The 20,951-nt window shown below is 68.9% G+C and carries 30 protein-coding genes and 1 tRNA gene; 17 read left to right on the top strand and 14 right to left on the bottom strand.

The features are described from left to right. Positions 1–37: 37 nt before the first annotated feature. From J2Y69_RS11555 to J2Y69_RS11545, 3 genes are all read right to left on the bottom strand, one after another. Positions 38–111: transfer RNA gene (locus J2Y69_RS11555), tRNA-Pro, on the bottom strand. Between the two features lie 82 nt (positions 112–193). Next, positions 194–1,123, bottom strand: coding sequence for a metallophosphoesterase (locus tag J2Y69_RS11550; protein ID WP_310020792.1), 930 nt, complete (start codon positions 1,121–1,123; stop codon positions 194–196). Continuing rightward, entirely contained in the window at positions 1,123–3,708 is a 2,586-nt protein-coding gene (locus tag J2Y69_RS11545) for a transglycosylase domain-containing protein (protein ID WP_310020789.1), read from the bottom strand. The genes J2Y69_RS11550 and J2Y69_RS11545 overlap by 1 nt, the downstream gene beginning before the upstream one ends. 74 nt (positions 3,709–3,782) lie before the next feature. Between J2Y69_RS11545 and J2Y69_RS11540 the strand changes: the two genes are divergently transcribed. Together J2Y69_RS11540 and J2Y69_RS11535 are read left to right on the top strand one after the other, a co-directional pair. Beyond that, positions 3,783–4,007, top strand: a complete 225-nt coding sequence (locus J2Y69_RS11540; protein ID WP_310020787.1) for a DUF4177 domain-containing protein — start codon at positions 3,783–3,785, stop codon at positions 4,005–4,007. After that, positions 4,004–4,462 carry a RidA family protein gene (locus J2Y69_RS11535; RefSeq protein ID WP_310020785.1) on the top strand — a complete coding sequence of 153 codons (459 nt, stop codon included), beginning with the start codon at positions 4,004–4,006 and terminating at the stop codon, positions 4,460–4,462. The genes J2Y69_RS11540 and J2Y69_RS11535 overlap by 4 nt, the downstream gene beginning before the upstream one ends. 175 nt (positions 4,463–4,637) lie before the next feature. Here J2Y69_RS11535 and J2Y69_RS11530 read toward each other — a convergent pair whose 3' ends face one another. The 3 genes from J2Y69_RS11530 to acs form a co-directional block, all read right to left on the bottom strand. Then, the gene (locus tag J2Y69_RS11530) at positions 4,638–5,108 is read right to left on the bottom strand and encodes a hypothetical protein (protein WP_310020783.1); all 471 of its coding nucleotides are present in this window, start codon (positions 5,106–5,108) and stop codon (positions 4,638–4,640) included. Next, on the bottom strand, positions 5,105–5,446 hold the full coding sequence (locus J2Y69_RS11525) for a PadR family transcriptional regulator (protein WP_310020781.1): 342 nt from the start codon (positions 5,444–5,446) through the stop codon (positions 5,105–5,107). The genes J2Y69_RS11530 and J2Y69_RS11525 overlap by 4 nt, the downstream gene beginning before the upstream one ends. Before the next feature lie 159 nt (positions 5,447–5,605). Then, positions 5,606–7,573 (bottom strand): acetate--CoA ligase, encoded by a 1,968-nt coding sequence (gene acs / locus J2Y69_RS11520; RefSeq protein WP_310020779.1) that lies wholly within the window; start codon positions 7,571–7,573, stop codon positions 5,606–5,608. A gap of 420 nt (positions 7,574–7,993) precedes the next feature. On the opposite strand from acs, the gene J2Y69_RS11515 reads away from it, so the two are divergent. The 4 genes from J2Y69_RS11515 (at position 7,994) to J2Y69_RS11500 (ending at position 10,836) form a co-directional block, all read left to right on the top strand. Then, entirely contained in the window at positions 7,994–8,995 is a 1,002-nt protein-coding gene (locus J2Y69_RS11515; protein WP_310020777.1) for a TadA family conjugal transfer-associated ATPase, read from the top strand. Positions 8,996–9,099: 104 nt separating this feature from the next. Then, the gene (locus J2Y69_RS11510) at positions 9,100–9,969 is read left to right on the top strand and encodes a type II secretion system F family protein (protein ID WP_310020775.1); all 870 of its coding nucleotides are present in this window, start codon (positions 9,100–9,102) and stop codon (positions 9,967–9,969) included. 78 nt (positions 9,970–10,047) lie between these two features. Beyond that, on the top strand, positions 10,048–10,218 hold the full coding sequence (locus tag J2Y69_RS11505; protein WP_310020773.1) for a DUF4244 domain-containing protein: 171 nt from the start codon (positions 10,048–10,050) through the stop codon (positions 10,216–10,218). 42 nt (positions 10,219–10,260) lie between these two features. Further along, positions 10,261–10,836, top strand: a complete 576-nt coding sequence (locus J2Y69_RS11500; protein ID WP_310020771.1) for a hypothetical protein — start codon at positions 10,261–10,263, stop codon at positions 10,834–10,836. A gap of 15 nt (positions 10,837–10,851) precedes the next feature. On the opposite strand, the gene J2Y69_RS18095 is transcribed toward J2Y69_RS11500, so the two are convergent. Then, the gene (locus J2Y69_RS18095) at positions 10,852–11,094 is read right to left on the bottom strand and encodes a DUF3263 domain-containing protein (RefSeq protein WP_396653092.1); all 243 of its coding nucleotides are present in this window, start codon (positions 11,092–11,094) and stop codon (positions 10,852–10,854) included. After that, the gene (locus J2Y69_RS11495) at positions 11,091–11,282 is read right to left on the bottom strand and encodes a hypothetical protein (protein WP_310020769.1); all 192 of its coding nucleotides are present in this window, start codon (positions 11,280–11,282) and stop codon (positions 11,091–11,093) included. The genes J2Y69_RS18095 and J2Y69_RS11495 overlap by 4 nt, the downstream gene beginning before the upstream one ends. A gap of 319 nt (positions 11,283–11,601) precedes the next feature. Between J2Y69_RS11495 and J2Y69_RS11490 the strand changes: the two genes are divergently transcribed. The 10 genes from J2Y69_RS11490 to J2Y69_RS11445 all read left to right on the top strand — a co-directional run bounded on the left by J2Y69_RS11490 (position 11,602) and on the right by J2Y69_RS11445 (position 16,131). Next, complete coding sequence (locus J2Y69_RS11490) at positions 11,602–11,757, top strand: hypothetical protein (protein WP_310020767.1); 156 nt, start codon at positions 11,602–11,604, stop codon at positions 11,755–11,757. Positions 11,758–11,966: 209 nt separating this feature from the next. Continuing rightward, positions 11,967–12,146 (top strand): hypothetical protein, encoded by a 180-nt coding sequence (locus J2Y69_RS11485; RefSeq protein WP_310020765.1) that lies wholly within the window; start codon positions 11,967–11,969, stop codon positions 12,144–12,146. A gap of 11 nt (positions 12,147–12,157) precedes the next feature. Further along, entirely contained in the window at positions 12,158–12,601 is a 444-nt protein-coding gene (locus J2Y69_RS11480) for a hypothetical protein (protein ID WP_310020763.1), read from the top strand. A gap of 40 nt (positions 12,602–12,641) precedes the next feature. Beyond that, positions 12,642–12,992, top strand: coding sequence for a hypothetical protein (locus tag J2Y69_RS11475; protein WP_310020761.1), 351 nt, complete (start codon positions 12,642–12,644; stop codon positions 12,990–12,992). Positions 12,993–13,020: 28 nt separating this feature from the next. Beyond that, positions 13,021–13,314 carry a hypothetical protein gene (locus tag J2Y69_RS11470; RefSeq protein WP_310020759.1) on the top strand — a complete coding sequence of 98 codons (294 nt, stop codon included), beginning with the start codon at positions 13,021–13,023 and terminating at the stop codon, positions 13,312–13,314. 32 nt (positions 13,315–13,346) lie between these two features. After that, entirely contained in the window at positions 13,347–13,586 is a 240-nt protein-coding gene (locus tag J2Y69_RS11465; RefSeq protein ID WP_310020757.1) for a hypothetical protein, read from the top strand. Positions 13,587–13,685: 99 nt separating this feature from the next. Further along, a complete protein-coding gene (locus tag J2Y69_RS11460; protein WP_310020755.1) occupies positions 13,686–13,871 on the top strand; it encodes a hypothetical protein in 186 nt (61 codons plus the stop codon). A 63-nt stretch (positions 13,872–13,934) separates the two neighbouring features. Continuing rightward, a complete protein-coding gene (locus J2Y69_RS11455) occupies positions 13,935–14,267 on the top strand; it encodes a helix-turn-helix domain-containing protein (RefSeq protein WP_310020753.1) in 333 nt (110 codons plus the stop codon). After that, the gene (locus J2Y69_RS11450; protein WP_310020751.1) at positions 14,264–15,604 is read left to right on the top strand and encodes a Helicase associated domain protein; all 1,341 of its coding nucleotides are present in this window, start codon (positions 14,264–14,266) and stop codon (positions 15,602–15,604) included. The genes J2Y69_RS11455 and J2Y69_RS11450 overlap by 4 nt, the downstream gene beginning before the upstream one ends. Beyond that, on the top strand, positions 15,601–16,131 hold the full coding sequence (locus tag J2Y69_RS11445) for a hypothetical protein (protein WP_310020749.1): 531 nt from the start codon (positions 15,601–15,603) through the stop codon (positions 16,129–16,131). Before J2Y69_RS11450 ends, J2Y69_RS11445 begins: the two co-directional genes overlap by 4 nt. A 72-nt stretch (positions 16,132–16,203) precedes the next feature. Here the strand turns inward: J2Y69_RS11445 and J2Y69_RS11440 are convergent, their stop codons facing one another. From J2Y69_RS11440 to J2Y69_RS11425, 4 genes are read right to left on the bottom strand one after another with little or no spacing between them, the layout of a single operon-like run. Beyond that, the gene (locus J2Y69_RS11440) at positions 16,204–16,533 is read right to left on the bottom strand and encodes a hypothetical protein (RefSeq protein WP_310020747.1); all 330 of its coding nucleotides are present in this window, start codon (positions 16,531–16,533) and stop codon (positions 16,204–16,206) included. After that, positions 16,511–16,987, bottom strand: a complete 477-nt coding sequence (locus tag J2Y69_RS11435; protein WP_310020745.1) for a hypothetical protein — start codon at positions 16,985–16,987, stop codon at positions 16,511–16,513. Before J2Y69_RS11435 ends, J2Y69_RS11440 begins: the two co-directional genes overlap by 23 nt. Further along, positions 16,984–17,301, bottom strand: coding sequence for a hypothetical protein (locus J2Y69_RS11430; RefSeq protein ID WP_310020743.1), 318 nt, complete (start codon positions 17,299–17,301; stop codon positions 16,984–16,986). The genes J2Y69_RS11435 and J2Y69_RS11430 overlap by 4 nt, the downstream gene beginning before the upstream one ends. After that, positions 17,301–18,140: a M15 family metallopeptidase gene (locus tag J2Y69_RS11425; RefSeq protein WP_310020741.1), complete on the bottom strand. Its 840-nt coding sequence runs from the start codon at positions 18,138–18,140 to the stop codon at positions 17,301–17,303. Before J2Y69_RS11425 ends, J2Y69_RS11430 begins: the two co-directional genes overlap by 1 nt. A 64-nt stretch (positions 18,141–18,204) precedes the next feature. Here J2Y69_RS11425 and J2Y69_RS11420 point away from each other — a divergent pair, with 64 nt between their 5' ends. Then, positions 18,205–18,663, top strand: coding sequence for a hypothetical protein (locus J2Y69_RS11420; protein ID WP_310020739.1), 459 nt, complete (start codon positions 18,205–18,207; stop codon positions 18,661–18,663). A 195-nt stretch (positions 18,664–18,858) separates the two neighbouring features. On the opposite strand, the gene J2Y69_RS11415 is transcribed toward J2Y69_RS11420, so the two are convergent. Together J2Y69_RS11415 and J2Y69_RS11410 are read right to left on the bottom strand one after the other, a co-directional pair. Next, entirely contained in the window at positions 18,859–19,302 is a 444-nt protein-coding gene (locus tag J2Y69_RS11415; protein ID WP_310020737.1) for a hypothetical protein, read from the bottom strand. Between the two features lie 13 nt (positions 19,303–19,315). Next, positions 19,316–20,950: an SGNH/GDSL hydrolase family protein gene (locus J2Y69_RS11410; RefSeq protein ID WP_310020735.1), complete on the bottom strand. Its 1,635-nt coding sequence runs from the start codon at positions 20,948–20,950 to the stop codon at positions 19,316–19,318. Position 20,951: the final 1 nt, after the last annotated feature.

Genomic DNA, 20,951 nt, shown 5'->3' with positions numbered 1-20,951 from the left:
AGAGGGACCGATCCGCTGGACCGATCCCTCTCGTACGTCGGGGTGACAGGATTTGAACCTGCGGCCTCTTCGTCCCGAACGAAGCGCGCTACCAAGCTGCGCCACACCCCGTGGCAACCGTTCGAGTCTATACCGAAATCCGCGGCCCTCCGAATCGACGTCGAAACCCGCGCGCGTCGCGGGCCCCGATCGCTCAGGCCTGCGCGACGAGGGTCAGCAGCGTCGCCTCGGGACGGCAGGCGAAGCGCACCGGGGCGTAGATCGAATGCCCGCAGCCGGCGCTGACGTTGAGGGGGACGGTCCTGCCCTCGTACGACCAGGTGCTCAGCCCCTTGGCCTGCTTCACCGGGATGTCGCAGTTCGCCACGATGGCGCCGACGCCGGGGATGCAGACCTGCCCGCCGTGGGTGTGCCCACCGAGGATCGTGTCCGCACCGAGGCCGGTGAACGCGTTCAGGACGCGCTGGTAGGGGGCGTGGGTGACTCCGAGCAGGGGGACGTCTGCGGGGTGCGTGCCGAGCGTCTGGAGGGCGTCGGGGAGCGTGTCCAGCTCGTCCCAGTCCCGGTGCGCGTCGCTGACCCCGAACAGGTCGATCCTCCGGCCGCCGACGTCCAGTGTGGCCGCGGCGTTGTTCAGGGACGTCCACCCGAGCTCGTCGGAGAGGAAGGCGTCCATCGCGTCGGTGTCGAGGCGCTCCTCCTCACGCCGGACGGAGGACGGGCCCATGAAGTACTTGAGGGGATTGCGCGGCGTCGGCGCGAAGACGTCGTTCGAGCCGTGCACGAACACGCCTGGCACGCCGGCGAACGGGGCGAAGGACGCCCGGACGCCGATGAGGCCGTCGCGGTGGCCCATGTTGTCCCCGGTGTTGACGACGAGGTCCGGTCGGAGGGCGGCGAGGGAGGCGAGCCAGCGCTGCTTGCGGTGCTGCCACGGAGCCAGGTGGGCGTCGGACACGTGCAGGATCCGCAGCGGCCGGGATCCGGGCGGGAGGGCGGCGGCGGTCGCGTGGCGGACGGTGAAGAGGTAGCGCTCGATGCCGATGCCCCAGACGGCGGCGGCCGCGCCGACGGCCCCCACCGCGCCGAGCGCGATGAGGGCCGGATGTGTCGGACGCGGCACTACGGGCAATTCTGCTTCGAGTAGTTCAGCGAGATCGTCGCCCCCTTGCTCACCACGGTCCCGGCGGCGGGCGCAGTGGAGGTGACGGTGCCCGCCCCGCCGCTGCCGGCCGTGCAGGTGCCCAGGGCGACGTTCGGGAACCCGGCGGCCTTGAGGTCCTCGGCGGCCTTTGTCGGCGGCCTGCCCGTGACGTCGGGAACGGGAACGCCCTGACCGTTGCTCGGGGAGATGGTCACCACCGCACCGCCCGGGGCCTGTCCTGCGCCCGGGTCCTGCGCGGCGATGACGCCGGCGGCGAGGGCGCTGTCGATCGGGCCTCCGACCGAGACGTCGAAGCCGGCGTTCTCCAGCGTGTGGGTGGCCTGCTCCTGCGACATGCCGACCACGTTGGGCAGGTCGGTCATCTGGCGGCGGAGCAGGTTGTTCGACGGGCCGGGGAACCGGTCGCCCGGGTAGATCCCGTCGGCCGCCCGCTGCAGAGCGGGGGCGATCTGATGCCGTGTGTTGGGGATGTCGACGCCGTTGTAGCCGAAGTTCGCGAGGTCCTCCGCGCCCAGGCTCTGCCCGACCCAGACCGCGGTCGCGGTCTTCGAGGTGGACATGACCATCGTGGTCTGGTCGTCGTTGTGGCTTCCGGTCTTCCCGATCACTGGCGAGCCGTCCTCGGGGTTGGAGCGGACGCCCGTGCCGCCGCCATTCATCACGCCTTCGAGGGCGTAGGCGGCCGTGGCTGCGACCTCCTTGTCGACCACCTGCGTGCAGGTGACGGGCGGAACGGCCCGCTCGGTCCCGTCGGGGCCGATGATCTTGTCGATCCCGTGCGGCGTGCAGCGGGTGCCGCCGTTGCCGATCGCTCCCATGGCCGCTGCCATGTCCAGCGGCGCGATGGCCTTGGAGCCGAGCACGTCGAACGGGACGTTCTGATCGGTGACCTTGCCGCCGTTGCCGAGCTTCACGCCCATGCGGTCGGCGACGCGGTTGATGTCGCACACGTTGAGCTTCTCCGCCATCGCGAAGTAGCCGCTGTTCAGCGACTTCGCCGTGAACTCCATCGGCGTCCCGGTGAAGCCCTTGTCGCCGCCGAAGTTGCGCACGATGTCCGTGCCGAAGAACAGCGGGCTGCCGTCGCAGGTCATCCGGTTGAAGATCCGGTTGGTGCCGTTGAGGCTCTCGTTGAGCGAGTGGCCCTTCTCCAGCCAGTCGATGAGCGTGAAGATCTTGTAGCTCGATCCCACCGGGAAGCCGCTGGACGAGCCGTGCTCGGAGTCCGCGGCGTAGACGAGCGAGGAGTAGCCGGGCTGGCCGTCGAGGCTGAGGTCCTCGGAGAAGGTCGTGTTCTGGACCATGGCGAGCACACGACCGGTTCCGGACTCGATGGTCGTGCCGGCGGCACCGAAATGCAGACCCTCGATCGAGGGCGGCGCATACTCGGTCATCGCCTGGATGCCGGCCTGCTGGATCGGGAGGCTCAGCGAGGTGTACACGTCGAGGCCGCCGCGCAGGAGGTTGTCGTAGCGCTCCTCGGGGGTCGCCCCGAAGGTCGGGTCGTTCTCCAGCGTCGTCTTCACGTACTGGCAGAAGTAGGCGTTCGCGCCGGCGGCGGCGCAGCCCTGCGTGGGCGCGACGATGTTCGGCGTGATCGGCTCGGCGGCGGCGGCGTCGTGCTGCTCCTGCGTGATCTTGCCGTCGGTCAGCATCCGGCCGAGGACGTAGTCGCGGCGGGTGAGCGTCTGCGAGTAGCCGTCGGCCGCGGAGTTGATGGGATTGCCCGCCTCGTCGCTCATCGAGCCCTCGGGCATGTCGATGCGGAACGAGTTCGGGTTCTGCACGAGGCCGGCCAGAGTCGCCGCCTGGCCGAGGGAGAGCGCCGAGGCGGAGACGCCGAAGTAGCGCTGGGCGGCGGCCTCGATGCCGTAGGTGATGCCGCCGAAGTTCACCAGGTTCAGATACCCGATGAGGATGTCGTTCTTGGAGTACTCCTTCTCGATCTGGATCGAGTAGCGCATCTCCTGCAGCTTGCGGGCGATGCCCGCGCTGCCTGCGCTGCTGGCCGCCTCGTCCCAGCAGGTGCCGAGCTTCGCGTCGCGCTCGGGGTCGTCGAGCGTCACGCCGCGCTCGCACTCCTGGAGCAGCACGTTCTTCACGTACTGCTGGCTGATCGAGGAGCCGCCGCGCGTGGAGGTCCCGCGCAGGTTGTCGAGGAGCGCCTTCGTGGTGCCGAAGAGGTCGATGCCGCCGTGGTCGTAGTAGTTCTTGTCCTCGCTGGAGAGCAGGGCGTCGTACATGACCGGCGCGACCTGATCGAAGCCGACCGGGCTGCGGTTCTGGTCGTAGAACCTCGCCAGCGGGACGGGGCTGCCGTCGGGGGCGGAGGCGTAGATCGTGGTCGGCTCCATGGGCCGGTTCACCTTGAGGTTCGACGGCAGGTTCTCGAACAGATCGATCGACTGCGCCGCCGTGGCGCCGGCGACCGCGAAAACCGGGGTCACTGTCGCGGTGACGAGGATCCCTGCCACGGCGCTGAGGCCGACGAGCCCGGCAAGGCCGCCGAGCACACCCGTCAGCGTGCGTTTGGTCTGAGGCATACGCTTGATCGTAGGGGAGTTCCCTGAATACCGTCTTTGATGCGCGGCCGCGCATCCCGACCTCCGGGAGAGCCATGATCACGTGGGAGTATCTGACCACTCCGCTGCTGATCCACAACACCGCAGCGATCCTCAACAACTGGGGAAAGCAGGGCTGGGAGCTGGTGCAGGTCGTTCCGGGCCCCGAGGGTGGGCTCGTCGCCTACCTCAAGCGCCCGGTCAACGCGGAGGGCGAGACCAATGCCGGCCTCGCCGCGGCCGCCGAGGCCGCACGCCAGTTCGAGGGAGGGGCGCAGTGAGCGTCGCCGACCGTCTGGCCGAGCTCGGGATCGAGCTGCCCGCCGTCGCGGCCCCGGTCGCCGCCTACGTCCCGGCCCGGGTCCACGGGGATCTCGTCTACACTTCCGGCCAGCTGCCGTTCGCCGGCGGCGCGCTCCCGGCCACCGGCAAGGTCGGGGCCGAGGTGTCGGCCGAGGGCGCCAAGGAGTACGCCCGCACCTGCGCTCTGAACGCGCTCGCCGCGGCCGCCGATGCGGCCGGCGGAGTGGACCGGCTCGGCGGCGTGCTGCGCGTCGGCGGCTTCGTCGCGTCCGACCCCTCGTTCTCCGGGCAGCCCGGCGTGATCAACGGGGCGAGCGAGGTCCTCGGGGAGATCTTCGGCGACGCCGGCTGCCACGTGCGCGCCGCCGTCGGCGTGAGCGTCCTCCCCCTTGACAGCCCCGTCGAGGTCGACGTCGTCTTCACCCTCGCCTGACTCGGGCCCGCAGCTCGGGCCCGCAACTCGGGCCACGCCGTGTCCCACTTCTGACACGGTATGTCCCACTTCTGACACGCCGTGTCCCGATTTCGGTTGTTCAAGCGGCTCGGAACAACCGAAATCGGGACACGGGCCCGTCGTTCTGGCCGCGTCGTCGTGTCGGGTGGGCGGCTCATCCTCTAGGGCGGCTGCGCCCTTGAGGACGGTCGTGTCGGATGTCTGACCGGCCGGCTTCCCGACTCTTCCGAGGATCTTTGATCCGGTCCGCCCAGAAGACGGTCGCCGCGATGAAGTAGCCGAGGATGCCTAGCACTCCGAGGGCGATGGCGGCCCACGGCGACACGCCCCAAGCGAGGGGCTCGTCCCGTATCTGCCCCGCGATCCCGATGGCGAGGATGACTCCGAAGAGCGCTCCGAGAGCCCCGTTCGTGACATACCAAGACCAGCGACGGGCCAGGGGCGTCCGAGGGCCGAAGGTCGCGGCATACTCCCGTGCCGGCCCGAATGCTGTGACGGGATCCTCGCCGGTGTCGGCCACATGGCTTTCCACTTGGGCCACTGCGTCACCGATCACATCACCGGGGATATCGCGAAGCCGCAGCGCGAAGATCAGCTGTTGGGTGTATGCGGTGACAGTGGTCATGAAATGCTGCTCCGAAGGCTTAGCAGAGTCGATGTTCTTTCCGTGAACTGGTGCCACTGATCGCGCTGAGTGTCCAGACGTGCTGTCCCCGCGGGGGTCAGCGAGTAGTACTTCCGGCCTGGCCCGCCGTCCCCTTGGCGCCATTGAGAGGTCAGAGCCCCCGCGGCTTCGAGCCGGTTCAGGATCGGATACAGGGTGCCGCCTTTGATGGTGCCCATGCCCGCCTCCTCGAGGCGTGAGGCGATGAGGTACCCGTAGGTCTCGCCCTCGGAGATGACTGCGAGGGCCATCATCTCGAGGGCGCCGCGAAGCCACTCGCTGGGCCAGGTGGTATCCATGACTAGATCATAGATCTGACTAGATAGCATGGCAACCTACTGTCAGATGTCGCCCGAATGTGCGCGACCCGAGTGAGCGCAAGTCTGGGCACCAAGTCTGGGCATGCAGAAGGCCTGACGCCTCTCGGGGCGCCAGGCCTTCTGCATAGGTGGAAGCTGCTACTTCACCTGGGCGGAGATGACGCTCATGACCGCGGTGTCGGCCAGGGTCGTCGTGTCGCCGACCTCGCGGCCCTCGGCGACGTCGCGCAGCAAGCGGCGCATGATCTTCCCGGATCGCGTCTTGGGGAGCTCGCCCACGATGTAGACATCGCGAGGACGGGCGATCGGGCCGATCTGCTCGCCGACCCACACGCGAAGCTGCTGGGCGAGCCCCTCGGGCGAATGCTCGGCCAGGTAGCTCTCCTTGATGATGACGAAGGCGACGACCGCCTGACCGGTGGTCTCGTCCGAGGCTCCGACCACCGCGGCCTCGGCGGTGGCCTCGTGCGCGACGAGGGCGGACTCGATCTCGGCCGTCGAGAGCCGGTGGCCGGACACGTTCATCACATCGTCCACGCGGCCCAGGAGCCAGAGATCGCCGTCCTCGTCGAGACGGGCTCCGTCGCCGGCGAAGTAGTAGCCCTGCTTCTCGAACTTGTCCCAATACGTCTCCTTGAAGCGCTCCGGGTCGCCCCAGATGCCGCGGAGCATGCTCGGCCACGGCTCGGTGATGACGAGCAGGCCGCCGTTGCCGTTGCCCACCGTATCGCCGGTCTCGTCGACGACGTCGATCGAGATGCCGGGCAGCGGGACCTGGGCGGAGCCCGGCTTGGTGGCCGTGACGCCGGGGAGCGGCGAGACCATGATCGCCCCGGTCTCGGTCTGCCACCAGGTGTCGACGATCGGGGCGTTGTTCGCACCGATCACCTCGCGGTACCACATCCACGCCTCGGGGTTGATGGGCTCGCCCACCGAGCCGAGCAGACGGAGGCTCGACAGGTCGAACTGCTGGGGAATGCTGCGTCCGCTCTTCATGAAGGACCGGATCGCCGTGGGCGCGGTGTAGAAGATCGTCACGCCGTACTTCTGGATGATCTCCCACCAGCGTCCCTGGTGCGGAGCGTCCGGCGTGCCCTCGTACAGCACCTGCGTGGCGCCGTTGGCGAGCGGTCCGTAGGCGACGTAGGAGTGCCCGGTGACCCAGCCGATGTCGGCCGTGCACCAGAAGACGTCGGTCTCGGGGTGCAGGTCGAACACGTTCCGGTGCGTGTACGCGGCCTGGGTGAGGTAGCCGCCCGAGGTGTGCAGGATTCCCTTCGGCTTCCCAGTGGTGCCGGAGGTGTAGAGGATGTAGAGCGGGTTCTCGGCGGGGAAGGCCGCGGCCACGTGGTCGGCGGGTGCCACCGGGACCACGTCGTGGTACCAGATGTCGCGCCCGGGGGACCAGTCGACGTCGTTGCCCCCGCGCTTGACCACGAGCACGTGCTCGACGGTCTTCTGCTCGCCGTCGCCGCGGTCCGTGAGGGCCTGATCCACCGCGGGCTTGAGCGGTGACACGCGCCCCTTGCGGTAGCCGCCGTCTGCGGTGATCACGACCTTCGCGCCGGCGTCGTCGATCCGCGAGCGCAGGCTGTCGGCGCTGAAGCCGCCGAAGACGACGGAGTGGATCGCACCCAGCCGGGCGACGGCGAGCATCGACGCGATCGCCTCGGGGATCATCGGGAGGTAGATGGCGACGCGGTCGCCGTGGCCGATGCCGAGGTCGGTCAGGACGTTCGCGAGCCGCTTGACCTCGTCGGTGAGCTCGGCGTAGGTGATCCGGCGCTCGTCGCCGGGCTCGCCCTCCCAGAGCAGCGCGACGCGATCGCCGTTGCCTGCCTCGACATGGCGGTCGAGGCAGTTGTAGGCGACGTTGAGCTCTCCATCGGCGAACCACTTCGCGAACGGGGGAGTCGACCAGTCCAGCACCTGGGTGAAGGGGGTGTGCCAGTGCAGGAGGTCCCTGGCCTGGTCGCCCCAGAAGGCCTCGCGATCGGCGGCTGCGCGATCGGCGAGCTCGGGGGTGGCGACCGCCTGCGCCGCGAACTCCGGCGACGGGGGGAACTGGCGGTTTTCGTCGAGAAGGTGATCGATCTGACTGCTCATGACGAGGGGTCGCTCCTTTGCGGCGTTCGGGGGTCGCCTGAGGGCATGACGGCGACAACCGTGAATCTAGCCCCGGCCACCGACACCGAACTACCGTCGAAAGTCGGTAGTCGGCGTCGGTTTTGTCAGGGCTCCTGACTTGCGTACACTGGCCACGGCCGAATACGGCTTCGGCATCCGCGGTTCCCCCGATCGCGCGTGCCTCTGGGCGGCATCCCATTCCCCCCGTGGGATGCCGCCCTCTTCTCTCTGGAAGCGCTCTCCCCGCAAGGGTCGAGGGGCTCCCGACGCCGAGCCGCGCCCGGCTTCGGCCTCCACGGCAACCGACTCCGGCCTCCACAGATCGGCGGCCCGCCGACTTCTCCACGGGGCGCGGGGAACCGGGGTCGGAGATCACCGGCCGGCGCCTACCTTCGGCGTATGCCCGCTCCATTCGTCCTCGTCCCCCGTCCCGGCCCGTCCTCCGGCGACGGCCCCGGTGAGCCGATCACCCTCGATCCTGCGTTCGGCGACCTGGCCGCGCACTGCGCCGACGATCGGGTGACCGACCTGTTCGTCAACGGCGCCGCGGGGCTGTTCGTCGACCGCGGGGCGGGGACCGAGCGGATCCCGTCATGGGCAGCCTCCGAGAGGGAGGTGCGCGAGCTCGCCGTCCGCCTCGTCGGTCTCGGCGGCAGGCATCTGGACGACCAGGCGCCGTGCGTCGACGTGCGGCTCGGATCAGGCGTCCGGGTGCACGCCGTCCTCGCCCCGGTATCGACGGCCGGCACCGCGCTGTCCGTGCGCATCCCGCGGGTTCGCGCGGCGGATCTGGACGACCTCGTCGCGCTGGGGGCGATCGATGACGCCCAGCGCGCCTGGCTGACCGCTGCCGTCCTCGCCAGAGCCAATCTGCTGATCACCGGCGGCACGGGCACGGGAAAGACCACGATGCTCGCCGCGATCCTCGCGCACGTGCCGGAGGACGAGCGCATCGTCACGATCGAGGACGTGGCCGAGCTGCGGCCCCGGCACCCGCACCACGTCTCGCTGGAGGCGAGGCAGCCGAACCTCGAGGGGATCGGCGGGATCACCGTCTCGCGACTCGTGAGGGAGTCTCTGCGCATGCGGCCCGATCGGCTGATCGTCGGGGAGTGCCGGGGCGAGGAGGTGCGCGATCTCCTCACGGCGCTGAACACGGGCCATGACGGAGGAGCGGGGACCCTGCACGCCAGCGGTCTGCCGGACGTCCCCGCGCGGATGGAGGCGCTCGGCGCGCTTGCCGGCATGGATCCGCCCGCCCTCGCCCGTCAGGCCGTCAGCGCCTTCACGTTCGTCCTGCACCTGACGCGGGAGCGGACGGGCCGCCGCCGGCTCGACCGGGTCGGGCGGTTCGTGCTCGAACGGGACCGGCTGGCGATCGAAGAGGTCCGGCCATGGTGACGGGGAGGCAGGAACGGACGGGGAGCCGGGAACGGACGGCGAGGCGGGGCCGACGGAGCGCGTGGAGGGGCCGTGCCGCAGGCGGCCGCCCCGTGGAGCATCGGATGCTCCCGGAGACGGTGCGCACACTGGCGGTGCTCATGCAGGCGGGGGCGACGCCGATCATCGCGTGGCGCCAGCTCGCCGCGGCGGGGGACGACGGAGCGGTGGTCATCGCGGAGGGCATCGACCGTGGGGACGGCATCGCCGAGGCGGTGCGCGCGCAGGGCGGGGCATGGCGCGACGTCGCGGCGGCCTGGGCGATCGCGGCCACGGTCGGCGCGCCCCTCGGCGACGTGCTGCGCATGATCGCCGATGCGCTGGAGGACGCCGAGGCCACGGCCGACGAGGTGAGGGTCGCCCTGGCGGAGCCGGCAGGGACCGCCCGTCTCATGCTGTGGCTTCCCGCCGTGGGGCTGCTGCTCGGCACCGTGCTCGGGTTCGACACCCTGCCGGTCCTTTTCGGGCAGCCCGTCGGGCTGGCCTGTCTCGTCGCGGGGCTGCTGCTGATCGTCGGCGCCCGGCTCTGGACCGCCGCGCTCGTACGGCGGGCGCAGCCCTCCTCGATCGTCCCGGGCATGCGTGCGGAGCTCCTCGCAGTGGCGCTGTCGGGCGGTGCATCGATCCCGCGAGCCGCCGCGCTCGTCGCGGAGGAGACCGACGGCGAGGCCGGGGAATCCGACGAGGATCTGTCGGTGCAGCGGGTCCTCCGGCTGTCGGACGCCGCGGGCGTCCCCGCCGTCGAACTGCTTCGCGCCGATGCCGCCCGCGCCCGTCGGGAGGAGCGCGTGCGCGGGCGCCTCGGCGCGGCACGTCTCTCCTCGCGCCTGCTCCTGCCGCTGGGCGTCTGCACGCTCCCCGCCTTCCTCCTGCTGGGCGTCGCGCCGCTCGTGCTCAGCGTGATGGCGACCACCTCGCTCCCGACGGGGATCTGAGGACGAGGCCGCCCATGAGGGAGAACACGAAGACCTTGCCGGAATCCACACAGAAACACCACGACGAAAGGAACACCCATGAACACCACTCCCACACGGAACAGCCTTCCCTTCCCGCCCACGCTCACCCGGCGGCGCGCAGCCTCGCTGTTCGCCGACGACACGGGCGCGGCGACCGCCGAATATGCGATCGCGACGATGGCCGCGGTGGCTTTCGCGGGCATGCTCGTCGTCATCATGGGTGCATAACAGACAAGGTCTCGGGCATCCAGGACCGCTATGCTCGCGATCATGTCGAGCGTGTTCTTCCTTCTAGCCATGGCGATGCTCTTCGTGGCCGTCGTGCTGGCGTTCGTCGGCATGGTCAGGACGAAGCCGAGTCCTGATACACGGCCGTGGCACCTGAAGACTCGCTTCTGGATGCTTGGCGCAGGCGTGCTATCAGGGATCTCGCTCATCGTCGCGGTGGCTGTCCCTCGTCCCACGAGCGCCGAACTAGACGCTGCAAGGGCAGATGAACAGCATGAGGTGGCTCAGCAGAAGTGGGAAGCGGATAGCCTCCCCGGAGAGGCGCCCCGAATGACAGAGGCGCGCACGCTTGAGACGATCTCCAAGGTGGCATCCGTTACGCGGAAGATCATGGTCAAGGGAAGCAGCGATCTGGCGTGCGACGCACTCGATGAGCTCTACAACGAGGTGGCGATTGCCGAGCTAGACGATGAGCGTCAGCCTTATGTTGATGCCTTGCAGAACGATCTTGGGAAGGCTGTCGATGGGTGTGCGGACGGGGACTGGCGTGACGCGATGCCCTCGGTCTTGAACTCGAACAGCATCGCTGAGTCGTACGTCACGTTGTTCGATCGCTGATCGGCTCGGATAAGGTTATCGGCTTATACGGGCGGTTCTATAAGGCGCCTCCCATGGTCGGGTAGTGTGGCGTCCTGGCTCGCGTGACCGCCTCGCCGTGATCGGGTCTGCGGCGATGCCTTCGGGGGAGCGGGCGGCACGGTCGAGGAGGATCACGTACCTGGCGGGGGTGAGCCCGAGGGTACGGATCGCGTCGTCTTTCACGCCACCCCATCCAGGATGTGCGGCCTCGAACGCGAGGAGCTCGGCGGGGCTCACGAGTCCCACAAACTCTCGTCGTCGGGGTCGATGCCGTCGTCCATCCACGCGGTCCGATCCGGCCCGCGAAGGGCGCACACGATCGCCTCAGCGGGGAGCGAAGGCATGTCGTCGGCGTGGACGTAGTCGATCATGTCCCACGCTGTCACGGGGTGATCTGTGACCAGCGGGCGTCCGTCTTTGCGCATGCCGTGATCATCCACCGGGGTACCGACATTTCTTGCGACGCTTGCTCGATCCGGCGTCTTCCCCGTTGCGTTACACACGTTCACCGTGTATGATTGAGGTATCAACTAAAGAGAGGAGGTGAACATGGAACACCCACTGGAAGCCCTCGGAACCTTCTTCACAGGACTCGGAACCTTCGCCCTCGGACTCGCCGCGATCATCTCGGCATCGAAGCGGAAACCGAAGCGAAAGAAGAAGCGAAGACGCAGATGAGAGGAAGGGGAATCGGAGCTAGCGTTAGTAGCTCCGATCCCCCACCTTCCAGTATCCATGCACACCATGAAAACCACACTCAACTACAGCGCGGCCGCACTCGCCGCCGCATCAGCAACATGGTCCTTCGCGGCCGGCAACTTCTGGCCAGGGGGCCTCGCTGCCCTCGCGGCCGCACTCATCGTGCTGTCAACCCTCAGGAACGAGGAGACGGAGGAGTGAGGGTCTACTTGTCGCGGTCCGAAGTCGCCGACCGCATCGGCGTCAAGCCCGACACCCTCAGCCGGTACAAGCTCCCCGAACCGGACGCGATGATCGGGTCCACACGAGGATGGACGCCCGAGACGATCGACGCCTGGAATACCGCCCGCCCCGGGAAAGGCGCAGGAGCAGGCCGAAAACCGCGCACCTAGAGAAACATCGAAGCCAGCATGCACACCGACCTCGGCGATCCCGCCTTCGACGCCGCAACCTGCCCTGACTGCGGCGTCCTCCTGCGTGACCAGGACGGCGGGCTCGTCTGCCCGGCGTGTGGGTGGACGATCGACGCGGGTGATGTGGTGGTGCCGGCGGCGTTCGACGGGCCAGACATCGCAGACTGGCGCGTGTAGGATCTGGCCGTATGGCGGGGCGGAACTTCGGGCGGCAGGCTCAGTCTCGTGCGCGCCGAGAAGCGAAGGACCACCTCGCGCTCAGCCAGACCGAGATCGACGCCGAGACGCTCTACCATCCACCCGAGGAGTGCGACTGCGTCGTCCTGCCGCAAGAGATCTACCTGGACGCGACGAACCAGATGCTGGTGGTGTTGTACCTCCATCAGCAGCGTCTGGTCCGTTTCTTCATGGCTTGGCAGTGTCGGACTCGGGATGGAGACTGGGCGGAGCGTTACTCCGTCTGCACGCTCCACGGCTACTTGCACGAGCACACGACAGGGCATAGTCAGCCCAACGACAGGCGTGACGTCACACCGCTCTACTCGCAGGCAGACGTGCAAGAATGCCATGACAGGGCATATGACCTGGTGCACACCAGATACCAGTTCGCCAACGGAGGTACCTATGGATGAGCAGCACACCGTCACACGGCCTGTGATCACCACACGGGTAATGAAGTCTCTGTCGCGCCTGCTCGTGCAGCATCATGACGTGCTCCCGTACCGACGCGCAGACGGCACCGCCCCGATCGTCGTCGCGCTCCCGGACGACGCGGTCGGAGACGTCAACGGTTGGGTTCAGGAGGTCGGGGGCTGCGCGAACGTGATCCTCGCCGAGCGGAACGGATTCTCGGTCTCGACATGGGATGTCGATGCCCTCCCCACCGACGACACCATCGACCTTCACCACGACTCGAGCATGGCGATGCTCCGCGCATGGGCGGACCTGAGCCCGAGCGGCTCCGCGTCGTTCAACGTCCTCACATCGGTTGCCCAGGCCAAGGAAATCGCCTACCAGTTCTAATGTCGCCGGCCCGGCGTAGCCTCCCTGCGTGCACGTGATCCAACTCTCCGAGAGGTCGCACCTCGTCCTCGATGACACGGTGCGCCCACGGTGGCTGATCGTCGAGGGGCCGATGGTGCGCCGGGAGACCGGGGAGACGCACCTGGTACATCGAGTGGAGTGGTGGCACCGAGACCCGAAGCGCCGGCACATCGTGGCGGTGTGTGAGGGGATGGTCGCTGCCCGTACGTGGTGTGCCGCCGAGATCGACCGAGTCAGGAAGGACCAGGAGGCGCTCTCGGATCAGCTCGATATCCGCAAACAGTTCCCCGGCTCGCGCTGACCGATGTCCGAGCCCAGCCCTACGCTGGAGGGATGCTCATCGGCTCCATCCGCCCCATCGAGACCCGCATCGTCGAGACCACCGCGACGAGCCTGCCTGAGCTGATGGCGGAGATCGCCGCGCAGGTCCCGCCCGGGTGGGAGATCGACTCGGTACCCGCACGACGGATCGTGCGCCGTGACGGGGTGACCGAGATCGAGGCCGAAGACATGGAAGCCCTGCGCGCGCGGGTCCCGGAGGGGCATCAGCTCCTCACGGTGAGGCGAATCTGAGAGTTCTCCGGAGCACCTTGACAACACCCCAACATGGTGTGTTAGAGTATTGCTATGAGCAAGGGGGACCAGGCCCCGGCCAGACGGAAGGATTCCGACATGAACGCCACGATCCAGACCCTCGCCGCTGAGTTCGACATCCAGGCGCACGAGGTCCGCGCGAGCCTTGACCTGGGCGACGCGCACACCGACCAGACCCCGATCGACAACTTCGACGGGTGGACCGAGTCGGAGGCGCGCGAGGTGCTGACGACTCTCGCCGAGCAGGCAGCAGATCGGGCCTGACACACGATGAGTGCCCCGCCCCTGGACCATCCGGGGCGGGGCGCTTCACCTATGGAGAGGATCATGATGGCCGAGAAGATGAGCGGGGCGGAGATCGCCGCGACCCGGCACATGCTGGGCCTGTCCCAGTCGGAGCTTGCTGCGGCTCTCGGCGTGGGCCGGGACGCGGTGAAGGACTGGGAGTCCGGGAGGTTCTCCGCCCGTGCCGGGGTCGTCGCGGACCTCGCTGCACTACGGGAGACGCACGACACTGAGGCGATCCGGCTGATCGCCGGCGCGCGTGACGGCATCCCGATCACGCTGCCGCGCGGGCCGCGTCCGCAGGGCTGGTATCTCGCGCTCGGGGCTCGGATTCTCGCGGCCGAGCCGGACGCGATGCTCGACTGGGCGGAATGACCGGCCGGCTGGTCACCCGACGCGAAGCGGCCGAGCTGCTCGGGTACTCGCTTCACTCCCTCAAGAGTTTGATGCAGCGGCAGCCGACACGCTGGCCGCAGCCAGTCGGGCAACTGCAAAGAAGCGGGCCGGGGAGGCCGGAGTTTCTCTACGACCTGGACGAGCTGAGTGCTGCCGTGACCATAAGGCCGCGGCAGCGCACGCGGTCCGAGCGCGAGGTCGTCCGCGAAGAGGATCCGGAACGGATGGTGTGCCTCGTGTGCGGGGGAAGCTTCCGGTCTCTCGCCGGGCACCTGAGGGTGCACGGGATGACCGCCGCGCAGTACCGAGAGGCGCACAGCCTGGCCCGGACTCGATCCCTCGTCTCCGCGACGACACGGGAGCGACTCTCCGCGCAATGGCATCGCCGGACACCCGAGAAGCGCCCCCACACGCATGGCGCGGGCACGCCCCCAGTCCGGCAGGTCCGCCCCGGGAGGAAGCTCACGCAGGAGGCGCTACAGCAGCACCGGGCCGTGCGCGCTCCCCGCTGGGAAGCCATGCTCACGGCGGTTCAGGCATGGGAATCCGCTGAAAGGCGGCTGCCTCGCCCCACCCCGAAAGCGCCACCAGCAGAACGCGAGCTTGGCAAGTGGCTGGCAAACCAGCGCGCTTTCCACAAGCGTGGCACGCTCACCGAGGAACGCGCCAACCTCTTGGACCGCCATCTGCCCGGATGGAACCGCCCGACCCAGCGCGACCTCTGGAAGACGCGGGCACTGGAGGTCAGCGTCTTCGTCCAGACCCACGACCGGCTCCCCACCGAGAAGGGCAAAGAGGACGGCGAGGAGCGATTGGGGGCGTGGGTATCCCGGCAACGAACAGCCGCGCGCACCGACCCCGAGAAGTTCGCCCCGCGGCGGCGAGTGCTGGACCAGATCGCCCCCGGCTGGCTCCCGGAGACGTCGCACGGCCCCGCGGCCTCCCGGACCCGGATCGACCGGACTGTCGAGGAAGCCGCCCACGCTGATGGCGCCCAGTCCGTCGCGGCGTGGATCAACGGCTGGCACCGGCAGGGACTCTCCCGGCGAGCGACCGCCGCCATCATGGGCGTCTCACCGGGCACCCTGGCCCGCCTGATCCGGGAGCATGGAATCTCCTGGACCCAGACACCGGCTCCGGCGGAGCGCACCCCGTTCGCGGAGATCGTGCACCGGCTCGACAGGAACCTTCCCCTTCCTCGCCCAGACGCCGCATCGGCGCGAGACCGACGTCTCGCGGAATGGATCGCCTCCCGTCCCGACGCCCGCACACGCCTGGCCACAATCTCCCGAACCCTCGACACGGGGCGCCCATGACACCCGACGAAACGATCCTCGCCCTCGCCCGCGCGGGACACCCGGACCGGGAGATCGCCCGCCAAACTCATGCGGGCCGGGAGAGGATCGCCCGCCTCCGCCGAGAGCACGACATCCCCACCTGGACACCCTCACCCCCGGGACACGGCACGGACGCCCGCTACCAGCACGGCTGCCGGTGCGATCCATGCACCCACGCCCACGCCGTCATCAACGCCGCCGAGCACCGCCGCGCAGCACGCCCTCAGAAGCCCAAGCGTTTCCCGCAGGAGACCAGCGACCGTCTCACCGCCATGCACGCCGAGGACCAGGCCGCCACGCGACGCGACGCCACCGCCCACTACTGGCCGTGGACCGACCAGGATCTCGCCGTCGCCCTGGACTACACCCACTCCGCGGTCGAGGCCGCCCGGATCCTCGGCCGCACCCTCTCCGCCATCCGACACATCCGCACCCGCCACCGAGGCGACCCATCCACGGCCACTGTCCTCCCTCGCGGACGCCGCGCCCGCCGCGACCCCACCTGACCCCGGACACGACGAAACCGCCCCGCCTCTCCGAAGATGGAGAAGCGGGGCGGTTCGCGTGCGGGGTGGGGGTCAGAGGTTCATTCGGAAGAAGTTCTCTTCGAACCCCTTGAGGAATGATGTCGGGTCGATCCCGAGCTGCTTGCAGAGGGCGCCGATCGCGATGCTGCTGGCGCGGGCCGTTGCGAAGACGACGTCCTCCGGCGCGATCCCCTCCACGGCAAGAGCCTCAGCCGCGAGGTCGCGCGCGGCGAGGGTCACCTCCTCGTGCTGCCATGTGTCGGGCTGCGCGCGCATCTGATCGGAGGCGTCCACGAGCAGCGCCACCACGATGCGGTTCAGCCGGTCGACCTGCCCCCTCGCGAGGTCGTAGATCTGCTCAGGCGTCAGCTCCTCGGTCATGGGTGCCATCTTGGCGTGCTCGGGTCAGGCTGTCCACCGCGGCCTCTGCGGCCTGCTCCGCGACCGCGGAGGCCACCTCGGGGGACTTCACGGGATCGGTGACGAGGTCGCGCCATTGCCGACGGGTGAGTCCGACAGGCTCACCGTCGAGGGGCGTGTAGGCGACCGCGCCGGTCGGGGCGGATCCTGCGCCGAGCTTCTTGAGCCAGGCGTCGACGGCGGGGATTGCCATGACGCGGGAGATCGCGGCGGACACGGCCGCGAGGGCCGCGATCGCGCCGGTCAGCCACGCGACCCACGACCCGGGCAGGACGTCGGCGATCGCGGTGACGATCTGCGGGGCGACGACGACGGTGGTCGCGAGGATCGCCGCGGCGGCGACGATGACCTGCACGGCGGTGCGGATGGCCCGCTGAAGCGGGAACCAAATTTTCGACATGGAGGTGCCTTTCATCGGGGGAGGCCTTCGGGCCAGGGTGGGAGGGGGATGCCGTGCTCGGCCATGTGGTCGCGCTGCACGCCGATGAACGCGCGGTAGCCGCGGTTCTCGGCTTCGAGGGCGTCCAGGCGGGCATCGGTCCGGGCTCGGTACCGTTTGAGCTCTTCCTGGAGCTGGTCGATGAGTTGGTTCTGCGCGGAGGATTCGGCTGTGACGGTCGCGACCTCCGCGTCACGGCGTGACTTCCGGTCCGCGACGCGGTGCCCGACGATCGCCCCCAGCAGAATCCCCGCCGCGCTGACGAGCGCGACGAGGACCCCTTCGGGCATCAGACGGCCCCGGTGAGCGCCGCCCTCGCGCCGCCGTTGAGCATCCCCTGGATGCGGGCAAGGTCCGTCGGCGTGAGCGAGGATCCCTGGATCTTCACGGTCGGGGCGAGCATCCCGAAGAGCGCCAACTTGTTCTTGTACTTGGCGTCGCCGATCGGGTCTCGGGACCAGTCGAATTTCACGGAGCCCATGTATCCGCCGATCCAGTCGGCTTCCTCCTGCGTGTGCACGGCGAAGAGGGTGCCGGTGCCCCAGTTGAGCCAGCACCAGGACGGGACACCGTCCACCACAGCGAACATCGAATCGGGCATAGTGTCTTCCTCCTCATAGGGGTGGATGGTCTTGGTGGGGGTGGCCGGGATCTTCCCTGCCGCCCAGTCGGGAATCTCCCAGGGGTCCAGCTGGTACTCGTAGTGCCACGGCTCGCCGAAGCCGTAGCCGTTCGGGGCGAAGCCCCACCTCTCGGCGTTGGCGCGGAGCCAGTCGGCGCGGGGGTTGCCGCCCGATGCGACGCCCGCATCCTCCCCGGAGTCGCGGAGGTCGAGGGCACGGTCAGACTCATGCAGCGACGTGCCCGGCTGAGCCGCAGTTCCGGAGGGGTCGTAGCGGACGTACCGGACGCCCTGCCACCACCGGACATCCCCGAAAGGGCCGTCGCCGGACGCCTGCGCCCGGTAGGTCGACAGGAAGATACCGATCTGCTCCTGATGCGTACGCGTCCCGGAGGTGACGAGGAGCTCGACCCCGAAGGCATCCCGGAACGCGGCGCCCATCACGCGCAGCGCGGCGGCGACACCAGGAGCGACCCGGGAGCCGTCGATCGAGAGATAGTCAGCCATGAGGGGTCCTTTCGTAGGGACGACGAAGCCCCGCACGGTGGCGGGGCTTCGATAGGTTGTGGGGGTGATGGAGTCGAATGAGCAGATCCGTGCGGATCTCGATGAGGACATGGCCTACGCGATCGCCGCGCTCGTCGGCGCCGAGGGCAGCGACCTCCGGCGCACGCTTCGCCTCGCCCTCGCGACGCTCTACGCCTGGGCCAATTTCGAGAAGAAACAGGACGGACGGCGAGCACACGATGAGCCTGCCGGGCGGGCGCTGGCCGATCTCGTCAGCATCCGGGCATTCGCCGAGCACATCGCGACAGCCACCCCCGGGATCATCGCGCGGGACGGGATCCCGGCCGATGATCGAATCCCCGGCGATGACCGCATCCCTGCCGCGGAGCCGTGGTTCGACCCTGACGTGATCGTCCGGCCACCTCGACGGGAGCAGCTCGCCGCATTCGGCCGGCTCCGCGGGAAACGGATCATTCCCGAGCTTCAGGCCGCGGTCGCGTACCTGCGCTCTCGAGCTCTCTGATCCGGTCGAGAAGCGCGAGCACGGCCGCCGGGCTCGCAGCGACGACGAACTCGGCGACCCGGACGTCGTGCAACCAGATGTCCCCTTCACCTGGAACCTCCAGCAGGTACGGTGACCCGTCTCCGAAGAGCGCCCCGCCACCCCAGTCCCCGGCGGGGACGGCTTCCGCGAGCGCGCGGAGCTCGTCGTCGTCCATCAGACGCCGGGGAGCGAGGACGGGACGGTCGGATTCGACGGCCAGGAGGTGACAGCGCGGAGGCCACCGACGCGGCCGGTGCAGGAGAGCTGCCCGGCCGTGGTGATCCGCACGGGCGCCGCCGCGGGAGCGTTGCCGATGAAGGTCGGGATGGGGAAGAACGGCCCGGAAGACAGATCGACACCCCATGCGGAGCCCAGGTTGAAGATCGTGTCCCCCGTCGCGGCGGTGCCGTTGAGGTCCTGCTCGATCAGGTCGACGCGGGAGCCGGCTTTCCGGATCATGAAGACGGTCGCGGTCCACCCATTGAGGAGCCCGGCTCCTCCGAGGAGGTTCCTCCACCCGGTCCCCTCAAGGAGGAAGTTGATGGCGGCGTTCGCGGCGTTCGCGGCGGCGGTGATCGAGCGGGGGTCGTGAGCGACGTAGTCGGTGGGCAGTGCCATGGTGCGGGTCCTTTCAGGCTGCGAGGGTGTAGTCGCCGAGGAGGGTCGCCATGATCGAGGCGATCACCTTGAGCCCCAGGCTGTTGGGGTGGATGTGGTCGGTCCCGGGCCCGTAGAAGCGCGCCGCCCGGGTGTAGCTCTGCCACAGGTAAGCGATATCGATCACGGGGACATCGGCTTCCAGCGCGGCCTCGTACGTCGCCTGGAGGTAGAGATCGTGCGGGGGAACTTGGGCGCCGCCGGGCGGGTAGAGCGTGTAGTCCGGGCGGGGCGTGATCATGCAGATCACATCCGACCCAGCCGCCCGTGCCGCCGCCCACAGCGCCAGCCGGTTGGCCTTGAACGCCGCGAGGTCGGTGCCGCCCTGCCAGTCGTTGATGCCGAGCGCGTCGATGACCAGGTGCGCCCGCGGGACCATGCCCCACGACGTGCCGGACAGGTCCCCGACCGTGGTCTGCACGAAGGATGCGAGCGTCTTCCCGGAGAAGCCGACCTGGTGGACGACCAGCCCCGACGCGAGGCGTCCTTCGATGCCGCCGATGATCACCCCGTCGGGGGTGCCGTGGACGCGGACGTCGTGCGCACCGCGGGGGACGGTGAGACGGCCGACGCGCTGTCCGGCCGGGTAGCCGGGCAGGCACGGGATGTCCGCACCGGTGACGGACGTGGAGCCCGCCCATGTGTGCGGGACGCCATCGACGGTGACGATCGACGTGCCGGGGATGTCTGCGCCGTAGACCCAGATCTCCTCGTACTCCGGGACGTCCGTGTACGAGGGGAGCTTGCAGTAGGCGGTCTGCGTGCCGGAGTCGATGATCCGCAGCATCCCCAGACCGAAGAACCCGCCCCCGGTGTACTCCTCGACCTTGTTGGTCGTGGTGCCGGGGTTGACGTTGATCAGGCCACCGTTGGGGAAACGAATGCCACGGCCGGCGACCGGCAGACCGAGACGGTGCAGCAGCAGCCACGGCCACGCCCCGACGTCCACCGACTCCCCGGGCTGAATCGACCCGATCACACGAGTGATCGAGTCCCCGATAATCTGCAAGACCGCGAGGTCACCCGCACGAGCACCCGTCCACCCCAGGAGCTGATCCGGCCGAAAATTCCACAACCCCCGGGCGGCGTCGAACGTGCCGGCCGTCGGGGGCGCATAGGTGGGGCGACCATCCGAGATCGGCGTCTCCGTCGACGTGTCCGGCAGGAGGGACTCCGGGATCTTCCCAGTGCTCTCGTCGACCAGGACGACCCCCTCGGGGAGCGCCGGCACCGGAAGCCGGTCGTCGGCGTCGAGCCGCGCAACGTTCGCGGACTGCGAAGCACCCGTCGAGACGTCGGGCCAGCGGTCATCTGCGGGGAATCGGTCATCCAGCGGCCACCGGTCCACCTTCGGCGCCCATGTGAGCGTCGCCGCTTCCTCAGACAGAGACCCGCCGACAACGACCGCGACCTCCTCCAGTTCTGCCTCCACCGCCGCGGCCGCAGCCGCAATGACGGTCCCGTCCGACGCGATGATGTCCGCCGCGACGTCCGCGATTCGCTCATCAACTGCGTCGGTCGCGACGGTGTTGTTCCGGATGGACAGGGCCATCGAATCCGGGGTCGCGACAGCCAGCCGATCCGCCTTCACAGGCACGCTTGCGACCATG

Origin of the sequence: Microbacterium resistens (assembly GCF_031456305.1) — a bacterium.
Classification (GTDB): domain Bacteria; phylum Actinomycetota; class Actinomycetes; order Actinomycetales; family Microbacteriaceae; genus Microbacterium; species Microbacterium resistens_A.
Note: the sequence above shows the minus strand (reverse complement) of the source record. Positions and strands in the feature narration are given on the sequence as shown.

Coding starts and splice junctions, on each gene's coding strand:
- J2Y69_RS11455 (WP_310020753.1), top strand. CDS start 13,935: ATGATGGCCGAGAAGATGAGCGGGGCGGAGATCGCCGCGACCCGGCAC.
- J2Y69_RS11525 (WP_310020781.1), bottom strand. CDS start 5,446: ATGGATACCACCTGGCCCAGCGAGTGGCTTCGCGGCGCCCTCGAGATG.
- J2Y69_RS11505 (WP_310020773.1), top strand. CDS start 10,048: ATGAACACCACTCCCACACGGAACAGCCTTCCCTTCCCGCCCACGCTC.
- J2Y69_RS11435 (WP_310020745.1), bottom strand. CDS start 16,987: ATGAAAGGCACCTCCATGTCGAAAATTTGGTTCCCGCTTCAGCGGGCC.
- J2Y69_RS11495 (WP_310020769.1), bottom strand. CDS start 11,282: ATGCGCAAAGACGGACGCCCGCTGGTCACAGATCACCCCGTGACAGCG.
- J2Y69_RS11545 (WP_310020789.1), bottom strand. CDS start 3,708: ATGCCTCAGACCAAACGCACGCTGACGGGTGTGCTCGGCGGCCTTGCC.
- J2Y69_RS11430 (WP_310020743.1), bottom strand. CDS start 17,301: ATGCCCGAAGGGGTCCTCGTCGCGCTCGTCAGCGCGGCGGGGATTCTG.
- J2Y69_RS11460 (WP_310020755.1), top strand. CDS start 13,686: ATGAACGCCACGATCCAGACCCTCGCCGCTGAGTTCGACATCCAGGCG.
- J2Y69_RS11510 (WP_310020775.1), top strand. CDS start 9,100: ATGCTCCCGGAGACGGTGCGCACACTGGCGGTGCTCATGCAGGCGGGG.
- J2Y69_RS11500 (WP_310020771.1), top strand. CDS start 10,261: ATGTCGAGCGTGTTCTTCCTTCTAGCCATGGCGATGCTCTTCGTGGCC.
- J2Y69_RS11530 (WP_310020783.1), bottom strand. CDS start 5,108: ATGACCACTGTCACCGCATACACCCAACAGCTGATCTTCGCGCTGCGG.
- J2Y69_RS11515 (WP_310020777.1), top strand. CDS start 7,994: ATGCCCGCTCCATTCGTCCTCGTCCCCCGTCCCGGCCCGTCCTCCGGC.
- J2Y69_RS11450 (WP_310020751.1), top strand. CDS start 14,264: ATGACCGGCCGGCTGGTCACCCGACGCGAAGCGGCCGAGCTGCTCGGG.
- J2Y69_RS11410 (WP_310020735.1), bottom strand. CDS start 20,950: ATGGTCGCAAGCGTGCCTGTGAAGGCGGATCGGCTGGCTGTCGCGACC.
- J2Y69_RS11480 (WP_310020763.1), top strand. CDS start 12,158: ATGGCGGGGCGGAACTTCGGGCGGCAGGCTCAGTCTCGTGCGCGCCGA.
- J2Y69_RS11490 (WP_310020767.1), top strand. CDS start 11,602: ATGAAAACCACACTCAACTACAGCGCGGCCGCACTCGCCGCCGCATCA.
- J2Y69_RS11445 (WP_310020749.1), top strand. CDS start 15,601: ATGACACCCGACGAAACGATCCTCGCCCTCGCCCGCGCGGGACACCCG.
- J2Y69_RS11485 (WP_310020765.1), top strand. CDS start 11,967: ATGCACACCGACCTCGGCGATCCCGCCTTCGACGCCGCAACCTGCCCT.
- acs (WP_310020779.1), bottom strand. CDS start 7,573: ATGAGCAGTCAGATCGATCACCTTCTCGACGAAAACCGCCAGTTCCCC.
- J2Y69_RS11540 (WP_310020787.1), top strand. CDS start 3,783: ATGATCACGTGGGAGTATCTGACCACTCCGCTGCTGATCCACAACACC.
- J2Y69_RS11465 (WP_310020757.1), top strand. CDS start 13,347: ATGCTCATCGGCTCCATCCGCCCCATCGAGACCCGCATCGTCGAGACC.
- J2Y69_RS11475 (WP_310020761.1), top strand. CDS start 12,642: ATGAAGTCTCTGTCGCGCCTGCTCGTGCAGCATCATGACGTGCTCCCG.
- J2Y69_RS11425 (WP_310020741.1), bottom strand. CDS start 18,140: ATGGCTGACTATCTCTCGATCGACGGCTCCCGGGTCGCTCCTGGTGTC.
- J2Y69_RS11440 (WP_310020747.1), bottom strand. CDS start 16,533: ATGACCGAGGAGCTGACGCCTGAGCAGATCTACGACCTCGCGAGGGGG.
- J2Y69_RS11415 (WP_310020737.1), bottom strand. CDS start 19,302: ATGGCACTGCCCACCGACTACGTCGCTCACGACCCCCGCTCGATCACC.